Annotated in this window: 16 protein-coding genes; 9 read left to right on the forward strand and 7 right to left on the reverse strand. The window is 61.1% G+C overall.

Annotated features, from left to right (window positions below):
* Positions 1 to 252 precede the first annotated feature (252 nt).
* On the forward strand, positions 253 to 1,122 hold the full coding sequence (gene robA / locus ACYF6X_RS17200; RefSeq protein ID WP_033641224.1) for an MDR efflux pump AcrAB transcriptional activator RobA: 870 nt from the start codon (positions 253 to 255) through the stop codon (positions 1,120 to 1,122).
* On the opposite strand, the gene gpmB is transcribed toward robA, so the two are convergent.
* Positions 1,119 to 1,766 carry a 2,3-diphosphoglycerate-dependent phosphoglycerate mutase GpmB gene (gene gpmB, locus ACYF6X_RS17205; RefSeq protein ID WP_025305227.1) on the reverse strand — a complete coding sequence of 216 codons (648 nt, stop codon included), beginning with the start codon at positions 1,764 to 1,766 and terminating at the stop codon, positions 1,119 to 1,121. The two genes, robA and gpmB, sit on opposite strands and share 4 nt — an antisense overlap.
* Before the next feature lie 101 nt (positions 1,767 to 1,867).
* On the opposite strand from gpmB, the gene yjjX reads away from it, so the two are divergent.
* Complete coding sequence (gene yjjX, locus ACYF6X_RS17210) at positions 1,868 to 2,386, forward strand: inosine/xanthosine triphosphatase (protein WP_063991453.1); 519 nt, start codon at positions 1,868 to 1,870, stop codon at positions 2,384 to 2,386.
* A gap of 18 nt (positions 2,387 to 2,404) precedes the next feature.
* Here yjjX and trpR read toward each other — a convergent pair whose 3' ends face one another.
* Both trpR and sltY read right to left on the reverse strand, forming a co-directional pair.
* Positions 2,405 to 2,734, reverse strand: coding sequence for a trp operon repressor (gene trpR / locus ACYF6X_RS17215; RefSeq protein ID WP_004933017.1), 330 nt, complete (start codon positions 2,732 to 2,734; stop codon positions 2,405 to 2,407).
* A gap of 54 nt (positions 2,735 to 2,788) precedes the next feature.
* Positions 2,789 to 4,717, reverse strand: a complete 1,929-nt coding sequence (gene sltY / locus ACYF6X_RS17220) for a murein transglycosylase (protein ID WP_063991454.1) — start codon at positions 4,715 to 4,717, stop codon at positions 2,789 to 2,791.
* A 639-nt stretch (positions 4,718 to 5,356) separates the two neighbouring features.
* Between sltY and ACYF6X_RS17225 the strand changes: the two genes are divergently transcribed.
* The 4 genes from ACYF6X_RS17225 to ettA all read left to right on the forward strand — a co-directional run bounded on the left by ACYF6X_RS17225 (position 5,357) and on the right by ettA (position 9,552).
* Entirely contained in the window at positions 5,357 to 5,962 is a 606-nt protein-coding gene (locus ACYF6X_RS17225) for a YfiR family protein (RefSeq protein WP_063991455.1), read from the forward strand.
* Positions 5,959 to 7,206 carry a diguanylate cyclase domain-containing protein gene (locus tag ACYF6X_RS17230; protein WP_063991456.1) on the forward strand — a complete coding sequence of 416 codons (1,248 nt, stop codon included), beginning with the start codon at positions 5,959 to 5,961 and terminating at the stop codon, positions 7,204 to 7,206. The genes ACYF6X_RS17225 and ACYF6X_RS17230 overlap by 4 nt, the downstream gene beginning before the upstream one ends.
* A gap of 38 nt (positions 7,207 to 7,244) precedes the next feature.
* Complete coding sequence (locus ACYF6X_RS17235; RefSeq protein ID WP_016929155.1) at positions 7,245 to 7,742, forward strand: OmpA family protein; 498 nt, start codon at positions 7,245 to 7,247, stop codon at positions 7,740 to 7,742.
* Between the two features lie 142 nt (positions 7,743 to 7,884).
* Positions 7,885 to 9,552, forward strand: a complete 1,668-nt coding sequence (gene ettA, locus ACYF6X_RS17240) for an energy-dependent translational throttle protein EttA (RefSeq protein ID WP_063991457.1) — start codon at positions 7,885 to 7,887, stop codon at positions 9,550 to 9,552.
* A 31-nt stretch (positions 9,553 to 9,583) separates the two neighbouring features.
* On the opposite strand, the gene ACYF6X_RS17245 is transcribed toward ettA, so the two are convergent.
* On the reverse strand, positions 9,584 to 10,489 hold the full coding sequence (locus ACYF6X_RS17245; RefSeq protein ID WP_107226732.1) for an AraC family transcriptional regulator: 906 nt from the start codon (positions 10,487 to 10,489) through the stop codon (positions 9,584 to 9,586).
* 162 nt (positions 10,490 to 10,651) lie between these two features.
* Here ACYF6X_RS17245 and ACYF6X_RS17250 point away from each other — a divergent pair, with 162 nt between their 5' ends.
* Together ACYF6X_RS17250 and ACYF6X_RS17255 are read left to right on the forward strand one after the other, a co-directional pair.
* Entirely contained in the window at positions 10,652 to 11,620 is a 969-nt protein-coding gene (locus ACYF6X_RS17250) for an SDR family NAD(P)-dependent oxidoreductase (protein WP_130017870.1), read from the forward strand.
* 14 nt (positions 11,621 to 11,634) lie between these two features.
* Positions 11,635 to 12,642 carry an NADP-dependent oxidoreductase gene (locus tag ACYF6X_RS17255; RefSeq protein ID WP_130017869.1) on the forward strand — a complete coding sequence of 336 codons (1,008 nt, stop codon included), beginning with the start codon at positions 11,635 to 11,637 and terminating at the stop codon, positions 12,640 to 12,642.
* Positions 12,643 to 12,667: 25 nt separating this feature from the next.
* On the opposite strand, the gene ACYF6X_RS17260 is transcribed toward ACYF6X_RS17255, so the two are convergent.
* A complete protein-coding gene (locus ACYF6X_RS17260; protein ID WP_038878520.1) occupies positions 12,668 to 13,579 on the reverse strand; it encodes a LysR family transcriptional regulator in 912 nt (303 codons plus the stop codon).
* Between the two features lie 97 nt (positions 13,580 to 13,676).
* On the opposite strand from ACYF6X_RS17260, the gene ACYF6X_RS17265 reads away from it, so the two are divergent.
* On the forward strand, positions 13,677 to 14,678 hold the full coding sequence (locus tag ACYF6X_RS17265; protein WP_130017868.1) for a zinc-binding alcohol dehydrogenase family protein: 1,002 nt from the start codon (positions 13,677 to 13,679) through the stop codon (positions 14,676 to 14,678).
* Between the two features lie 31 nt (positions 14,679 to 14,709).
* Here the strand turns inward: ACYF6X_RS17265 and ACYF6X_RS17270 are convergent, their stop codons facing one another.
* Both ACYF6X_RS17270 and nadR read right to left on the reverse strand, forming a co-directional pair.
* Positions 14,710 to 16,143: a glycosyltransferase family 39 protein gene (locus ACYF6X_RS17270; protein ID WP_063991462.1), complete on the reverse strand. Its 1,434-nt coding sequence runs from the start codon at positions 16,141 to 16,143 to the stop codon at positions 14,710 to 14,712.
* Positions 16,144 to 16,275: 132 nt separating this feature from the next.
* Entirely contained in the window at positions 16,276 to 17,550 is a 1,275-nt protein-coding gene (gene nadR / locus ACYF6X_RS17275) for a multifunctional transcriptional regulator/nicotinamide-nucleotide adenylyltransferase/ribosylnicotinamide kinase NadR (protein ID WP_063991463.1), read from the reverse strand.
* Positions 17,551 to 17,573: the final 23 nt, after the last annotated feature.

The raw sequence follows: 17,573 nt of genomic DNA on the forward strand, positions 1-17,573 counted from the left end.
TCCGCACCGTCCGTTTTAGCACAGAGCGTGACAAAAATCTTTGAGAGTCGCGGAGTAAAAAAATTGCTATGATGCGGCGTCGTTATTTCTTTGCGCCCACTACGGTGTACCCCAATCCAACTCTGGCGCGGCATGCGCAGCAGAGGCAAAGAGTGCAACGCATAATGGCTCATGGATCGGTCTGATAGCGCAGCACCAGCGTGACGAATCAACAGTTCGGGTTCCTACCCCCAAGCTTTACGAGGAAGATCTATGGATCAAGCCGGTATCATTCGTGATCTGCTTAGCTGGCTGGAAAGCCATTTGGACCAACCCTTGTCGCTAGATAACGTGGCGGCCAAGGCCGGCTACTCCAAATGGCATCTGCAACGGATGTTCAAAGATATTACCGGTAATGCCATCGGTGCTTACATCCGGGCAAGAAGGCTGTCCAAAGCCGCCGTCGCGCTGCGTTTGACCAGCCGGCCGATTTTGGATATTGCCCTGCAATATCGCTTCGACTCGCAGCAGACCTTCACCCGCGCCTTCAAAAAACAGTTTGCGCAAACGCCGGCGCTGTACCGCCGCGCCGAAGACTGGAACGCATTCGGCATCTGTCCGCCGATCCGTCTGGGGGCCTTCACCCTGCCGCAACCGGAATTCGTCTCGCTGCCGGACAAGCATCTGGTCGGCCTGACCCAAAGCTACTCCTGTACGCTGGAACAGATCACCACGGTGCGCACCGAACTACGCTCGCAGTTCTGGCGTCAGTTCCTCGGTGACGTCGAAACCCTGCCGCCGGTGCTGTACGGGCTGCACCACTCGCGACCAAGCCAGGAGAAGGACGACGAACAGGAAGTGCTGTACACCACGGCGCTGGAACCGGATCAGGTGCCTGACAAGGTACAGGAAGGCCAGCCGCTGGTGTTGCCGGGCGGTGAGTTTGCGATGTTCAGCTACGAAGGGCCCACCGAGGGACTGCAAGACTTTATTCTGACGGTCTACGGCACCTGCCTGCCGGCGCTCCAGCTGACACGTCGCAAAGGGCACGACATCGAGCGCTTCTACCCGAAAGGCGAGCGCCGTCCGCATCAGGCACCTATCGAGATCAAGTGCGATTACCTGATCCCGATTCGGCGTTAACGCTGCAGTTCATCCAACGCGGGCATGTCCAGATGCGTGACATCGCCCGCCGTTTCCACGATCCAGCCGGAAGCCAGCCACGGGCTCTGCTGGTGATCGACGCGCGACAGTGAGCAGTTGCGCAAACGCAGGCGGCGTTCCGCATAGGCCGGCAGCCCCAGCACCGTACTGATCAAACACCCCAGCGCGATGCCATGACTGACGAGCAGCGGCTTGCTGCCTTCCGGCAGCATCAGGCAGCTCTCCAGCGCGGCGCGCATGCGCTCGCCCAGCTCCTCCATGGATTCGCCTTGAGGGATACGGCCGTCAGGAGTACCATCGACCATCTGTTTGCGCCACTGCTCTTCCTGCGGCGTCAAACTGTCGATCAGGCGTTCTTCCAGAACCCCCATGTGCAGCTCACGCAAACGCGGATCGCCAATCACTTCGCAGCCACAGGCTTCGGCGATGATCTGCGCGGTGCGGCGCGTGCGCCCCAGATCGCTGGTAATGATGTGCGTAATGCCTTCTTTGCTGACACGCCTGGCGACCAGACGGGCCTGGTGTTCACCCATGGCGGTTAACGGGCTGTCGGACTGACCCTGGATGCGGCGAGCCGCGTTCCATTCCGTTTCGCCATGGCGAACGAGGTATACCTGTAACATTTTTGTTTTCCGTTATACTGCGTGAAATTTGCGTTTATCCCCGGCCCGGCGGCGCTTTTGCCGCTGCCCGGCGTATCGGCCAGAAGGATATCAAACCCGTTATGTACCATGTTGTCGCTGCAACTACCAACCCGGCAAAGATCAAGGCTATTCAACTGGCCTTCGATGACGTCTTTGGCGCAGGCCAATACCGCATTGAATCCGTTGACGTCGCCAGCGGCGTCTCGCTGCAGCCGATAGGCAATCACGAAACCCGCACCGGCTCGCGTCAACGCGTCATGGAAGCGCGCCAGGTCAGGCCCGAGGCCGATTTTTGGGTCGGCGTGGAAGCCGGGATTGAAGAGAATATGACCTTCGCCTGGATGACCATCGAGAACCCACACATCCGCGGCGAATCCCGCTCGGCGAGCCTGATGCTGCCGGAAGTCATCTTACAAGGTATTCGCGCCGGTCGCGAATTGGGCAGCGAAATGGCGGCGATCACCGGCAATGCCGAGGTGAAGCGCCAGGGCGGCGCCATCGGCGTCTTCACCGACGGCCAGCTGAGCCGCACCAGCGTTTACCACCAGGCGCTGCTGCTGGCGCTGGTGCCGTTTCACAACGCCATCTATCAGCAATAGCACATAGCACCGAGCCAGCTAGGGCGCGTCATGCAACAGCTGCTGCTCGAGCCACTGTTTCAGCTCGGGTGAAGCCGCTTTCAGGCTGTTCGAGCCGCGGGTGATGGTGGCGATCCCCGCGCCCAGTTCATTTTTCAGCTCGCGCTGGCTCATCTCGCCGCGCATCAGTTCCTGAATGATCCGCACCCGGGTGCCCAGCGCGGTGCGCTCGTCCGGCGTCAGCATCAGTTGCAGCAGCGGCTGATGCAGTTCTTGCGCAAACGAATTCTGCAGCAGCGCGACGAAGCGCAGCCAATCCTCATTGCCTTGTTCTGAAAGAGCGGGGTCGTTTAACGATAATTGCGTCATGGCAGCCACCATACTATTTAACTAGTACAGCAGCATACCATAGGGCCGTCAAAATCAATAACGTCTCTGCCACTCGGCGTCGGTCAGCACCTTGGCCGGCCGGTGCGTCAGATAGCGGTAAAACGCATCGTAGGCCAGTACATTCTTGACGTAGCCGCGGGTTTCCGAGAACGGAATACTTTCGATGAACGCCACCGGATCGATACGCCCCGCGCTGTTGCCCAGCCAGGTGTTCACACGCGACGGGCCAGCGTTATAGGCGGCGCTCGACAGGATGCGGTTGCGGCCGAACTGCTGATAGACCGACTCCAGATAGCTGGTGCCGATGGTGATGTTGGTCTGCGGATCGAACAGCTGGCTCGGGCCGACGTAACCGGGAATATTGAACATCTGCACCGTATGCTGCGCGGTGCGCGGCATCACCTGCATCAGGCCGGTAGCGCCAACCGGCGACTGCGCCTTCGGATTCCAGGCGCTTTCCTGACGCGCTATCGCCATCGCGTAGCTGGTGGTGATCCCCTTGTCATCGGTGGCACGGCGGAACTCCTGCGGCCAGGCTACCGGGAAGCGCTCCTCCAGATGATCCCACAGCTTGCCGACGATGGTCGCCTGCACGCTCAGATCGGCCCATTTTTGCTCAAAGGCGTAGCGCGCCAGCGCCTCTTGTTCCGGCCGGCTGCGGCTGGCGACGTAAGAGCCCCACTCGCTGCGGGCCAGGTTGTCCATATTCCAGTACATCAGCTCGCGCACCCGGGCGACTTCCGGCCCGTCGGTCAGCGACGCGCGCGGCTTGGCTGCCACCGCCACCATCACCGGATAAGTGGCCTTCAGCTTCTGCGCCGCCACCATCGGATAGAAGCCGCGTTCGGTCATCAGGTTACGCAATATCTCCTCGCCTTCGGCGCGTTTCCCTTCGTCCATCAGCTGACTGGCGCGCCAGTAGCGCCACTCATCCTTGTTGCGCGACGCTTCCGGCAGACGGGCCAGCCAGGTCGCGACACCTTGCCGATCGCCGTTGCCCAGCGCCATACGCACCCGGCGCTCCAGCAGCGAAGGCGAACGGCTGCGCAGAATCACCTGATCGCGCCACTGCGCCTGTTCATAGGTAGCGTCACTGCCCATCAGGCGCCAGGCCACCGCCTCTTCCAGCCCCAGCCGCTCGTCATCGCTCATTTTCTGCAGCCGCGCGAGCGTCGGGATCATCGCCCGCGCGTTTTCCACATCCTGCCGCGCCAGGCGTTCAAAGGCGATGCCGGTGGCAGCGCGGGTGAAATCGGTCGGCCCCACGCTGCGGGCGAAGGCTTCCACGGTGGTCGGATCGTTTTGCAAGCGCACCAGGGCGTTACCCATGGTTTGATAGTCGGCCGGCAGCTGGCTGTAAAGGTTGCTGACCAGCGAACTGTTGCCCTCTTTCAACGCCAGCTTCATGCGCGCCAGAATATCCAGCGGCGTCTGCTTGCCTGCGCCGCGCCAGACGCTGAACAGCCGATCGCAGGCGCCCGGCAGCGTTTTGCCGTTCAGCCACAGTTCGTCGGCGCCGCTCCAGGCCGCCTGCTGGTCGCCGGTGGCCCACTTGGCGTAGTAATAGTTGCAGCGCGCCGCCACCGGTTTGGGCGGCTGCGGACTGAAGGCCAATAGGGTGCGCCAGTCTTCGCGCCGCGCCAGCTCATTGACGAAGCGTGGCGCCAGTGATTTCGCCGGCGGCAGCGTCGGGTTGCGCTTGATAAAGTCGTTCACCTCGGAGAACCCCGCCTGGCTCAGATCCTGTGTCAGCTTGCGGTATTCCAGGTAAGGATAAAGCGGGTAATCGCGCAGCGTCGGCATCAGCTGCGCCACCACATCCATCTGATTGCCGTCCCACGCCTGCTTGATCTGCTGGTAGCGCTGACGTTGCGCATCCAGAGAATCCGCCAGTGCCGCGCCTGAAAACGCCGTCAGGCACAGGCCCATTGCCAACAGCCGTCGCTTGTCCACCTTGACCATCCTCGCTCTTTCCTCACTGGTTGTACCGCGGGAGCCGCCCAGCTCCCCGGTGACCGCCGCGCCACAGCGCCGCGGGACAAAATAATGCCGGGCGCACGGCCCGGTCGCAGATATCTACCATAGACAGCGCAATCGCTTATCCATTCAATACTGTAGAAGAAGAAGTGTATCGTCATGACGGGAGCCAGGTAAAAAACGTTTACTTTGGCTGACAAATCAGGCCGGCGGAATATTTCTGGCTACCGGATTTTTATTAGCTGCTTCGGCGTTTATTGGGGAAGTAAAATATTTTTTAATTATTAGCTATCACATTATTGCATTTATAAGATGGCAGCGCCGTTGCGCAAATCGCCTGACAGCTGGCCAAACGCGCCAACTTTGCAGAAAAGCGGTGGCAAACCCGGGTAGGCATTTTTATACTATCAAAAATAAGTAGGATAATTCCGAGAAAACAGCACATAAAGCGCCCAACGAAGGCATCTTATAATACAATCCGCGCCAATTATGGGTTAGATAGTGTTCATTAGGCAGTGCGACTGACAGCTTTCAGCAAAACGATTGTCCCTTCAAGCGGGCCGGATTTTTCCTTGTCAGGCCACGGCCTGCGGGCGGTGGATCAGGCCGGAATGGCGGGTGAAGATGGCGAATAAAACCGCGATAGCGATGCGTTGCGCAAAAAGCCCCGTGCCGGGCTTCCTTGACGCACGCCTGAATATCGGCCGCCTGCTACTGATCGTGTTGTTGGTGCTGCTGACGTTGCCCGGGCCTGCGCACGCCGCCGATGATCCCTATCAAAAGCGTACGCACGCCGTGACGACCGTGGTGGTCGGCATCATCAGCTACGCCCGCTGGTCGCGTGAGCCCAATCCGATCCGCTTGTGCGTGACCGCACCCACCCAGTATGCCGAAGGGCTGTTCGATCCGATCCTGCTGAGCGCGCCGCGTCCGATTAAAACCGAACGCGTACCGTTTGACAGCCCAACGTTGAGTACCGGCTGTGATGTCATCTATTTAGGGAACATCAACGCCGCGCAGAGACAAAATTTCATGCAGCGCATTTCCGGCAACTCCATTCTCAGCATCAGCGAGAACGATAGCGAATGCTCCGCCGGCAGCGCATTTTGCCTGCTTATCGATGGGGATCAGGCCAGTTTCAAGGTCAACCTGGACGCCCTGGCACGCAGCGGCGTGCGCGTCCACCCCAACGTGCTGCAGCTGGCACGCAAACAGGCGCCGCCGCTATGAGGCTGTTGCGTAGAAACCGTTCCGGCAATGCGCGCCCGACATTGGGCCGGGTGCTGCAGCGGGTGCATCTTGGGCTGGCGCTGATCGCCGTCGGCACCGCCGGCATCTTTCTGACGCTGGTGGCGCTGTTTGCGCTGCGCGCTTACGCCAACCACAACCTGCACCTGATCGCGCGCTCCATCAGCTATACCGTCGAGGCCGCCGTGGTGTTTGAAGACCGCACCGCCGCGCGCGAGGCGCTGATGTTGATCTCCTCCAACGAAGAGATCCTGGAGGCGCGCATTCTGGATAATAAAGGCAAGATGTTGGCCAGTTGGCGTCATCCCACCGACGGCCCGCTGCACGGTCTGGAACAAATCGTTGCGCACTGGGCGCTGCCCGAGCCGGTCATTTTGCCTATCTCTCACGAGGGCAAACAGGTCGGCCAGGTCTGGTTGAGCGGCAACGGCGGCAGCCTGCTGCGTTTCCTGTTGCGCGGCCTGGTCGGCATGATCGCCTGCATGGTGCTCAGTACCCTGTGCGCCCTGGTGTTGTCGCGCCGCATGCTGGCCGGCATCGTCCGTTCGTTGGACGATATCGCCAACGTGGCGCACGCGGTGCGCCGCGATCGCACCTTCGGCCTGCGGGTGCCGTCGGCGCCAATCGCCGAGCTGCATGAGCTCAGCAACGATTTCAACGGCTTGCTCGACGAGCTGGAGGCCTGGCAGGCACATCTGAAGCAGGAGAACGATTCGCTGGCTCACCGGGCGACGCACGACAGCCTGACCGGCTTGCCGAACCGCGCCTTCTTCGAAGGACGACTGAGCCGGGCGCTGGGCGATATCGAACCGCCGGCGAAATTGGCGGTGCTGTTTATCGACGGCGATCGCTTCAAGGAAGTGAACGACAGTTACGGCCACGCCGCAGGCGATGCGGTGCTGACCACCATTGCCGGACGCATTCGCGCGCAGCTGCGCGAGACCGATCTGGTCGCGCGTCTGGGCGGGGATGAATTCGCCGTGCTGCTGGCGCCGGTACACGGCACGGAAGATGTCTTGCAGATCGCTGACAACATCATCGACTGCATGACGCAACCGGTCATTTTACCGAACGACGAGGCGGTCATTACCTCTCTGAGTATCGGCATTGCGCTGTACCCTGATCACGCGTCGACGCCTCAGGGTCTTTTGCACGAAGCTGACGATGCGATGTATCAGGCAAAGCATCGTTATAATGGAGGCTGGCGGCTGGCTATACATAAATAAGAGCCCCGGCTATAACACTTGAACTAGGGATTTTGACTATGATACAGCAACTGTTTAAAGGTCGTTTTTCACTGCTGGCGATGGCGTTCGTCGCCCTGCTGGCGCTCGCCGGCTGCCAGAGCAAACCGCAGGGCCTGACGCCCGAACAGGTCGCGCTGCTGCAATCGCAGGGCTTCAAACTGACCGACAACGGCTGGGAGTTCGGCCTGTCGGATAAAGTGCTGTTCGGCAACAACATCGGCAAGCTGAACCCGGAAAGCACCGAGACGGTGCAGAAGATGGGCCGTGCGCTGTTGAGCGTCGGCATCACCAAGTTCCGCCTGGACGGCCATACCGACAACTACGGTGAAGACAGCTATAACGATCAGCTCTCCCTGCGCCGCGCCGATGCGGTGGCCGATCTGCTGGCCAGCGTCGGCATTCCGCGCGCCAATATCGAAACCCGCGGCATGGGCAAGCGCGATCCCGTTGCCGACAACCGCACCTCCAGCGGCCGCGCGGAAAACCGCCGCGTCGCGATCGTCGTCACGCCATAAGCCACCAATATGCGCCTTTATCGGCGCATAAACGGTTATACTTAGCGATCGCTGAGCGATGTCTGGGATCCGAGATCGAAACGGGCTACACTCATGCCGCCAGACATCCTATAAATACTGATATAAAGAGGCTTAGAGCAACGTGGCTCAATACGTCTATACCATGCACCGCGTCGGCAAGGTAGTACCGCCGAAGCGTCATATTTTGAAAAACATCTCCCTGAGCTTCTTCCCTGGGGCCAAAATTGGCGTACTGGGCCTGAACGGCGCCGGTAAGTCTACCCTGCTGCGCATCATGGCCGGCATCGATACCGATATCGAAGGGGAAGCACGCCCGCAGCCGGGCATCAAGATCGGTTACCTGCCGCAGGAGCCGCAGCTTAACCTTGAACACACCGTGCGTGAGTCGGTGGAAGAAGCGCTGGCGGAAGTGGTCGGCGCGCTGAAACGCCTGGACGAAGTGTACGCGCTGTACGCGGAAGAAGGCGCAGACTTCGACAAGCTGGCCGCCGAACAGGGCCGCCTGGAAGAGATCATTCAGGCACACGACGGTCACAACCTCAATACGCAGCTGGAACGCGCCGCCGATGCGCTGCGCCTGCCGGACTGGGACGCCAAAATCGCCCATCTGTCCGGGGGTGAGCGCCGCCGCGTAGCGCTGTGCCGCCTGCTGCTCGAAAAGCCGGACATGCTGCTGCTGGACGAACCGACCAACCACCTGGACGCCGAGTCCGTGGCCTGGCTGGAACGCTTCCTGCACGACTTCGAAGGCACCGTGGTGGCGATCACCCACGACCGTTACTTCCTGGATAACGTAGCCGGCTGGATCCTCGAACTGGACCGCGGCGAAGGCATTCCGTGGGAAGGCAACTACTCCTCCTGGCTGGAGCAGAAAGACGCGCGTCTGGCACAGGAAGCGTCCGCCGAAGCCGCTCGTCGCAAGTCGATCGAGAAAGAGCTGGAGTGGGTGCGTCAGGGTGCCAAAGGCCGTCAGTCCAAAGGCAAGGCCCGCTTGGCCCGCTTCGAAGAGCTGAACAACACCGAATATCAGAAACGTAACGAAACCAACGAACTGTTCATTCCGCCTGGCGCACGTCTGGGCGATAAAGTGGTCGAAGTCAGCAACCTACGCAAGTCCTACGGCGACCGCCTGCTGATCGACGACCTGTCGTTCTCGGTGCCGAAAGGGGCAATCGTCGGCATCATCGGCCCGAACGGCGCGGGTAAATCCACGCTGTTCCGCATGATGTCCGGTCAGGAGCAGCCTGATTCCGGCAGCATCGTGCTGGGCGATACCGTCAAGCTGGCGTCCGTCGATCAGTTCCGCGACAGCATGGACGGCTCGAAAACCGTGTGGGAAGAAGTCTCCGGCGGGCAGGACATCATGCGCATCGGCAACACCGAGATGCCGAGCCGCGCCTATGTCGGCCGCTTCAACTTCAAGGGCGTCGATCAGGGCAAACGCGTGGGCGAGCTGTCCGGCGGTGAGCGTGGCCGTCTGCACCTGGCCAAGCTGCTGCAGGTTGGCGGCAACGTACTGCTGCTCGATGAACCGACCAACGACCTGGATATCGAAACCCTGCGCGCGCTGGAAAACGCCCTGCTGGAATTCCCTGGCTGCGCCATGGTGATCTCGCACGACCGTTGGTTCCTCGACCGTATCGCCACCCACATCCTGGACTACCAGGACGAGGGCAAGGTGGAATTCTTCGAAGGCAACTTCACCGAGTACGAAGAGTACAAGAAGCGTACGCTGGGCGCCGACGCGCTCGAGCCGCACCGCATCAAGTACAAGAAGATCGCCAAGTAATACCCCAGGCGCCGCATGCGGCGCCTTTTTTTTATTCCCGTGTCCGGCGATAGTCGCGCGGCGAGCATGCCATCATGCGCTTAAAGGCGTGGCTGAACGCGCTGTCTGAATCGTATCCCAAACGCTGCGCGATGGTGGACACCGGTTCGCTGCCGGTACGCAAAGCCCGCGTCGCCAGCAGCATGCGCCATCGCGACACATACTCCAGCGGAGCCATACCGGCCTTCTGCTTGAAGCGCAACGCCAGCGTCGAGCGAGAAACGCTAGCAGCGGCGGCCAGCGACGCCACCGTCCAGCGCCGGGCGGGATCGGCGTGCACTGCCTGCATCGCGGCGCCGATGCGCGGATCGAACAAGGCGGGCAGCCAACCCGACGCCGCGCTCTCCTCCCCCATCAGGTATATCCGCAGCGCCTGGGTCAACATGATTTGCCCCAGATGATGCGTCATCAACGTACTGCCCGGTGAAGGCCTAACCAGCTCATCCGCCAGCCGTTGCAGCGCCCATTGCAGCACGGCCGCCTCTTCCGTCCCCCCGCGGATCACCATCAGCGCGGGCAGGCTGCCAAACAACCGCTCCACTTCCTGGCCAAAGCTAAAACGACCACCGATAAACAGGCACGTTTCCCCCTCGCCGCAGCTCGCCATGCCGTTTTTCGCCTGCAGATAAAGCGCGTCTGCGTCGAGCGCCGGCAGTGACAAGTCACTGCCGACGGTCAGCGGCAGGCTACGAGTCAGCAGTAAACAGTCGCCGGCCGCCAGCCACAGCGGTTCAGCCAGCCCTTCCGCCGCCAACCAACAGCCGCCACGCACCACCGCGTTGAACTTCCCGCCTTGCGGAGCGGGAAAATGAACGGCCCAGTCGCCGCCGGCCTTCAGGCCGCCGAAAAATGCATTTTGGCTGTTCAATGGTGCCAGCACTTCCGATAAAGGATCCATACCCTCTCCCCCTAAGGTCCTTTCAAGAGCATAGCCCGTGCGATGCTCCAGCCAAAGGCGTTAGGACGATGGCGACAGAAATTAGGTTTTTGTTGCATTCAGCCGCTGATAGCACCGACTTACACTCCCAGTGTCACAGCCAACCGCAGCGAGGAACGTCCAATGAACCGACAAGTGCCCCTCAATTCCAGCTTTAACGCCACCACCACCGCCGCCGACGTACTCAAAGATCGTCAACTGGCCGGCATGACGGCGCTGGTAACCGGCGGTCATTCCGGCCTGGGATTGGAAACGACTCGCGCATTGACGCAGGCGGGAGCACAGGTGATCGTCGCCGCCCGCGATCCCGTCATCGCCCGCACTCGTCTGGCCATCGCCGGTATCAGCAACGTCGACATTTATGAGCTTGATTTGGCCGATCAGAGCAACATCAGAAAGTTCACGCAACAACTTCTGGCGACCGGCGCCCACCTCGATATGTTGATCTGCGGCGCCGGCATCATGGCCTGCCCTGAAACCCGTATCGGCCCAGGCTGGGAGGCACAATTCGCGATCAACCACCTGGGGCATTACGCGCTGGTGAACCACCTCTGGCCGGCATTGGCGGGCGGCGCCCGCGTTGTCGTCATCTCATCTTCCGGTCACCATGCCAGCGCCATACGCTGGAATGACGTCCAGTTTCACAGCGGCTATGACAAGTGGCTCGCCTATGGCCAATCGAAAACCGCTAACGCGCTCTTCGCCCTGCAGCTTGACAAGCTGGGGAAAAACGCAGGCGTGCGCGCCTTCTCGCTGCATCCCGGCATGATCCCAACGCCACTGCAGCGCTATCTCTCGCAGGAAGAGATGTTCGCATTGGACTGGATCGACGCCAACGGCAAACCCGCCCACCCGGAAATGCTGAAGACCCCGCAACAAGGAGCGGCAACCCAGGTTTGGGCGGCGACATCACCTCAACTCAATGGCCTTGGCGGATTGTATTGCGAAGATTGCGATGTCGCCCGGCGTAACGATAACGAGGGCTTTTCATTCAGCGGCGTAAAAAGCTACGCCGTCGATCCTGAACAGGCCCAACGCCTGTGGAAACTGTCGGCACAACTCACCGGTGTCGATGCCTTCGGCAAGATTTAAACAGGAGCCCACCAATGCAGAATCGCCAAATCATCCTCGTCAAACTCCCTCAAGGAAAACTGACCGTCGATTGTTTTCAGACTCGTGAGGCACCCATGCCGATCCCCGGCTCTGAAGAGGTTCTGTTGCGCACGCTGTACGTACCACTGGATGCGGCCAGCAGAGCCTGGATGCAGGGCGTCACCTATCGTTCCGGATTGCAGGTGGGAGACATCATGGCCGCGACCGCGCTGGCCGAAGTTGTCGAATCGCGCTCTCCCCTGCTGGCCGCCGGCGATTTAGTGTTGGCAGAAACCGGCTGGCAAACTTTCACGGCCCTACCGGCGGCGGAGGCGCTCAAACAGCCGAACATCGTTCCGCATACGCATTTGCTCAGCGTTTACGGCGTGCCCGGACTCACCGCTTACTTCGGCCTGCTGGAATGCGGACGCCCCAAGGCCGGTGAAACCGTCGTCGTATCCGCCGCTGCGGGGGCGGTAGGCATGTTCGCCGGACAAATCGCCCGGCTTCACGGCTGCCGCACGGTGGGCATTGCCGGCGGCGCCGCCAAAACGGCACTGCTGACGGACAGGCTGGGGTTCGACGCGGCGATAGATTATAAGGCGGAAAATCTGCATGACACCCTGAGCCGCTCATGCCCCAACGGCATCGATGTGCTGTTCGACAACGTCGGCGGCGATATTTTGGCGACCAGCCTGCCGCACATGGCAAAACAGGGGCGCATCGTTTGCTGCGGCGCGGTATCGCAGTACGATACGGCCTCCCCGCCGGCAGCACCTGCCGGGATCCCGGGTTTGCTCATCGTCAACAGTTTGACGATGCAGGGGTTCCTGTTAGCCGATTTCCTTCACCGCCAAGAACAGGGGCTGGCGGCGCTCACGGCCTGGGTCGCCGAGGAAAAATTAGTGGTCATCGAAGATCTGATCACCGGTTTTGAGCTGTTGCCCGCTGCGCTGGTCGGCCTGCTGGCGGGCGAGAATATAGGGAAGCGCATCGTCCAGGTGGCGAGGTGCTCCGCCTGATCCGGGAAGGCGACGCTCCCGGCCGTCACTCCCGCGCCAGCTCGCGCGCGTAGTCGTCAAACGCCGGGTGCTGAAGCACCACATCGATGAAGCAGGCCAGCGCCGGGGAATTCAGCTTGCGGCTCGGGTAGACCAGATACAGTTCGTTGCCCTCCGCGCGCCATGCCGGCAAGACTTCCACCAACAGCTTCTGCGCCACCACCTCGCGGCTGAGAAACGCCGGCAACAGCGTGATCCCCGCACCGGCGATAGCGCATTCACGCGCATACAGCAGGTTGTCGGTGGTGTGCGCCAGCGGCAGTTGCCAACGGTAGTAATCGTCGCCGCAGCGCAGGTTCCAGGCCGTCCAGGCGCGGTGAGCGATACAGCGATGCTGCTGCAGCTGCTGCGGGTGTTCGATCGGCGGATGCTGCGCCAGATAGGACGGCGCCGCCAACAGATAGCGCGGCGCATACCCGAGACGGCGACCGATCAGCGAAGAATCCTGCGGTTTGCCGGTGCGCAACGCGGCGTCGAAGCCTTCCTGTACCAGATCCACCATGGCATCGGACACCGATACCTCCAGCGAAACGTCCGGATACTGGCGCTGAAAATCCGCCGCCAGCCGCGCCACCAGGGTCGCCCCCAGCCCGGCGGGCGTCGAGATGCGCAGGCGGCCGCTCGGGTTATCGCGCAGCCGCTGCAGCGCCAGATCGGCGCGTTCAGCGGCAGACATCATCGCCTGACAATGTTCCAGATAACGCTCACCGGCGAAGGTCAGGTTCAGCTGGCGCGTGGTGCGATTGAGCAAGCGCAGCCCCAGCGTCTGTTCGAGCTGGCTGATGCGCTGGCTGACGCTGGATTTCGGCAGCCCGACGCGCTGCGCGGCGGCGGTAAAGCTGCCGCACTCCGCCACCAGCGCGAACAGCGCCATATCCTGCAGCTGTTTGAATTCCATTGTTCACCTTAAACGAACACTCAGTTAGATATTGTCCATCTTATCACCCCTCTGCCGCGGGTCTACACTGGGGGCATCATTTGAAAGGAGTACAATCATGTCGATAAAAGCCATTGCCGTAGACCCGCAGAACCCCGCAGATTTCATCGAAATCTCACCGGAAATGCCGGTTCCCGGCCAGTACGATCTGCTGGTGGAAGTGAAAGCGGCGTCGGTTAACCCGGTGGATACCAAAGTACACGCGGGTCTGCAAAAGAGCGGTCTGCAGCAGCCGCGCATCCTCGGCTGGGACGCCAGCGGCGTCGTGGTGGGCGTAGGCAGCAGCGTCAGCGGCTTCAAGCCCGGCGATGAAGTGTGGTACGCCGGCGACATCACCCGCCCCGGCAGCAACAGCAGCCACCAGTTGATCGACTCACGCATCGCCGCGCACAAACCGCGCAGCCTGAACTGGGCCGAGTCCGCCGCCCTGCCGCTCACCGCCCTCACCGCCTGGGAGGCGCTGTTCGAACACCTGAACATTCAGGATGCGCCGGAGAACAAGACGCTGCTGATCATCGGCGGCGCCGGCGGGGTCGGCTCGCTGGCCATTCCGCTGGCCGCATTGCGCAGCAAGGTGAAAGTGATCGCCACCGCCTCACGGCCGGAATCCGCCGCCTGGTGCCGTGAACGCGGCGCCGATCTGGTGGTGGACTACCGCGATCTGAAGGGCAACCTGGCGCAGCACGGCATCGAGCAGGTGGATTACATCCTGTGCCTGAACGATACCGACGGCCACTGGCCGGCGATGGCCGAGCTGGTCGCGCCGCTGGGCCATATCTGCACCATCGTCGAGAACGCGCAGCCGTTGGATCAAAACGCGCTGAAGCTGAAAAGCGCCGCGCTGCACTGGGAATTCATGTTCACCCGCAGCATGTTCACCACCCCGGACATCGCGCAGCAGGGCCAGATCCTGCAGCAGGTGGCGCAGTTGCTGGACGAGGGCAAGCTGAGCACCACGCTGAGCGAAACCCTGCACGGGCTGACGGTAGAAACGCTGACCGCCGCGCATCAACAGCTGCTCGGCGGCCATATGCAAGGCAAGCTGGTTATCGCTTACTAAGCCTGAATCGCGGCGGCGCCCTGCGCCGCCGTTACTGCGGACGAACGAAGCCGACGCACAGCGTCTGCTCATCGGCATGCGGATCGGCGCGGAACGTCAGCGTCTGCTGCCAATCGAGGCGCAGTTTCGGCCAGTGGGCCAACTCACCGCCGAAGTCGCTGTGCGCGCAGTCTTCACCCAACCGCCCGAACAGGGCGACGCCGTGCTGCGCAATCTGCGAATAGCTGATGTTGACGTTGTAAATATTCGGTCGCGTATGATTGGACCAGCGCGTAATGGTCTGCGGCCGGGAAGCGGCGTACACCGTCATCCACTGCGACAGGTATTCGCCGCCGACGTAGCGCAGGCTGACGCCATACCGTTCCTGCCACTGCCGTTCCACCCCGGCGCTGAACGCCTTGATACCCACCATTTTCTGGCCGGCGTTGCGCACGTTGCCCAGCATCACCGCGGCATACCCCAGATAGACCGCCAGCGCCGCGCACATCAGCCCAATGGTCGCCGCACGCAGTGAACGCACTGGCGGCTGACGTACGCAGCCGACCAGCAGCGCAGGCGCCAGCATGAAGAACGGCTGCAGCCATTCGGTCAGCCGGCCGCCGACGTTGAAGGAGAACCAGAAGGTGATGATGCCGAGCGGCAACAGGTAGACCCACAGCAGTACCCGCATCGGCAACGCCGCTGGCCAGGCCAGCACCGCCCCGCTGCGCCGCAGGATCACCCACAGTGCCAGCGACGGATAGAACACCAGCAACAGCGACTGCAGCATATCGAGGTTGAGCTGCATCTTGATCTGCGAATCCACCCACTTGAAGGCGGCGAAGTCGTGGTTCCACAGCCAGAACAGGTTCGGCAGCACCAGCGCCAACCAGATCGCCACCGCCAGATAGAACTGCGGCTGGCGATAGCAGCGGCGAAGCTGCGGTACGAACAGCGTCGACAGCGCCGCGAAATAGACGAAGGCGAAGGTCGAGTATTTCGCCATCATCGCCAGACCGGCCACCACTGCGAAAACCGGCCACCAGTTGGCCGAACGCGAGATAGCCAGGTGGAAAAACAACGCCATCCACGGCCACAGCATCACCAACAGGTAGTTATCGTTGTAGGGAATGATGTCGAAATTGATGATGCCGGACAGATTGAGCGTCAGCAGCGCCATCCAGGCCAGCGAGGTGCTGCCGCTTAGGCGGCGCGCCAATAGCCAGACGCCCAACATGCCGATGGCGATGGCGATAAAGTGCCCGCCATACCAGTACAGGTTCAGCGGCAGCCACGATAGCCAGATCGCCGGCTGCATCGCCGCACCGACCAGCCAAGGATTTTTCGGTGAGCCCCACTCACCGTTGAGGCCCCAGTTGAGCGCCTCGACGGCGTCGTAAGGCAGGGTAGGATCGAGATGAACAGTCAGCAGCGTCCAGGCTGCGGCATAGCAGACTAACCAGAGAGCGAGTAAGCGATAAGACATGTCTTCTTCTAAGCGTTATTGTAAAGAAAATCTTAACCTAGTCGCTGTCGAATGAACCATGTTTAAACAAGCCGTTAAATGTGCGCCCGAGAGGCGTTTCTGCCGCCGCGACCGCACATTCCGCTAATTTTCTCAGCCTGCGGCGTGGCGATGGGCGGGCGCATTCGCCAACCGGCCGGCGTCCGCCGCCAGCAGCTGCTGCACCAGCTCGACGCAGCGCAGGAAACGCTCTTCGTAATCGCTGGACTCAACGTGCACATACTCGATGTTGTTGGCGCGCAACATCTCCTCCAGCAGGTGCTGGAACGCCAGGCGATCGGCGGTGCTGCCGAGGCTGCGCAGGCCGTCCGCCACCCACGGCGTGTTGTTTTCCAGCAGGATCACCAGATCGAAACGGTATTCGTCGATCAGCGCCTGCACGAAGGGATGCTCACGCCCCTCGTACTTTTTGCAAAACGCCTGGGTGGTGACGAAATCGGTATCGATAAACGCCACCTTGTTGGCGTACTTGACCGCGAAATCCACGTATTGCGCCTGCCCCAGGGCAATTTTGTCGTAGTCGGAGTACTGCAGTGCCATCTCGTCGCCGCCCAGGTGCGAAAACACGTAATCGCGGCCATATTCCCAGGCGCTGGTGGTGTTGAAGATGTTGGCCAGCTTGTTGACCAGCGTCGACTTGCCGCTCGACTCGCCGCCGAGGATCGCCACGGTGCGCACGAAGAACGGCTTCACCTCGGTCGGGATGTAGTCCCAATAGCGGAACGGATCCTGGCGGATCTGATTGCCGCTGATGTTCATGAACGAACGCTCGGGATCGACCAAGATGGTTTCGATGCCCAGATGCTCGCGGTAGCGCGGCGCATCCTGCGCTTCGCTGGAATAGATGAAGCTCGGCACGATGCCCTTCTGTTCCATAAAGGCCTTCATGCCGTCACTCCACACGTTCCACCCGTGCGGATAGGGCTCGATCCCCTGCTCGTCGAACGAGTGGATATGGATGTTTTTCTGGTACTTGAAGGTCTGCAGCAGCCAGCGCAGGCGATCGCTGACCGTTGGCTGTTGCGACATCGAACTGTTCTCGAACAGCTCGCGGTCGCGCGGCTCGTCGTGGCACAAGATAACGTGCAGTTCGTCCACCTGGCTGCAGGCGCGCTGGATCAGGTAGATGTGGCCGGTGTGCAGCGGGTAAAATTTACCAAACACCACGCCGACTTTAACCTCTTTACGCGGGAACTCCAGCCCGAGAAAACGGTGCAGCGCTTCGAGCTTTTGCGCGCTCGGACTTTTGATCTTGTCGTTCAACAGCTGGCTCAGATAGCCCTTGGTCATGCCGCTGGCATCCGCCACCTGCTGCAAAGTACAGCCCTTTTGCTTAATGGACGTCTTCAGGTAATCAAATTGCGGCATGGCCACCTCCGTTTAGTATGCTA

The sequence above is a fragment of the Serratia sp. ID 25-353 genome (assembly GCF_054792795.1).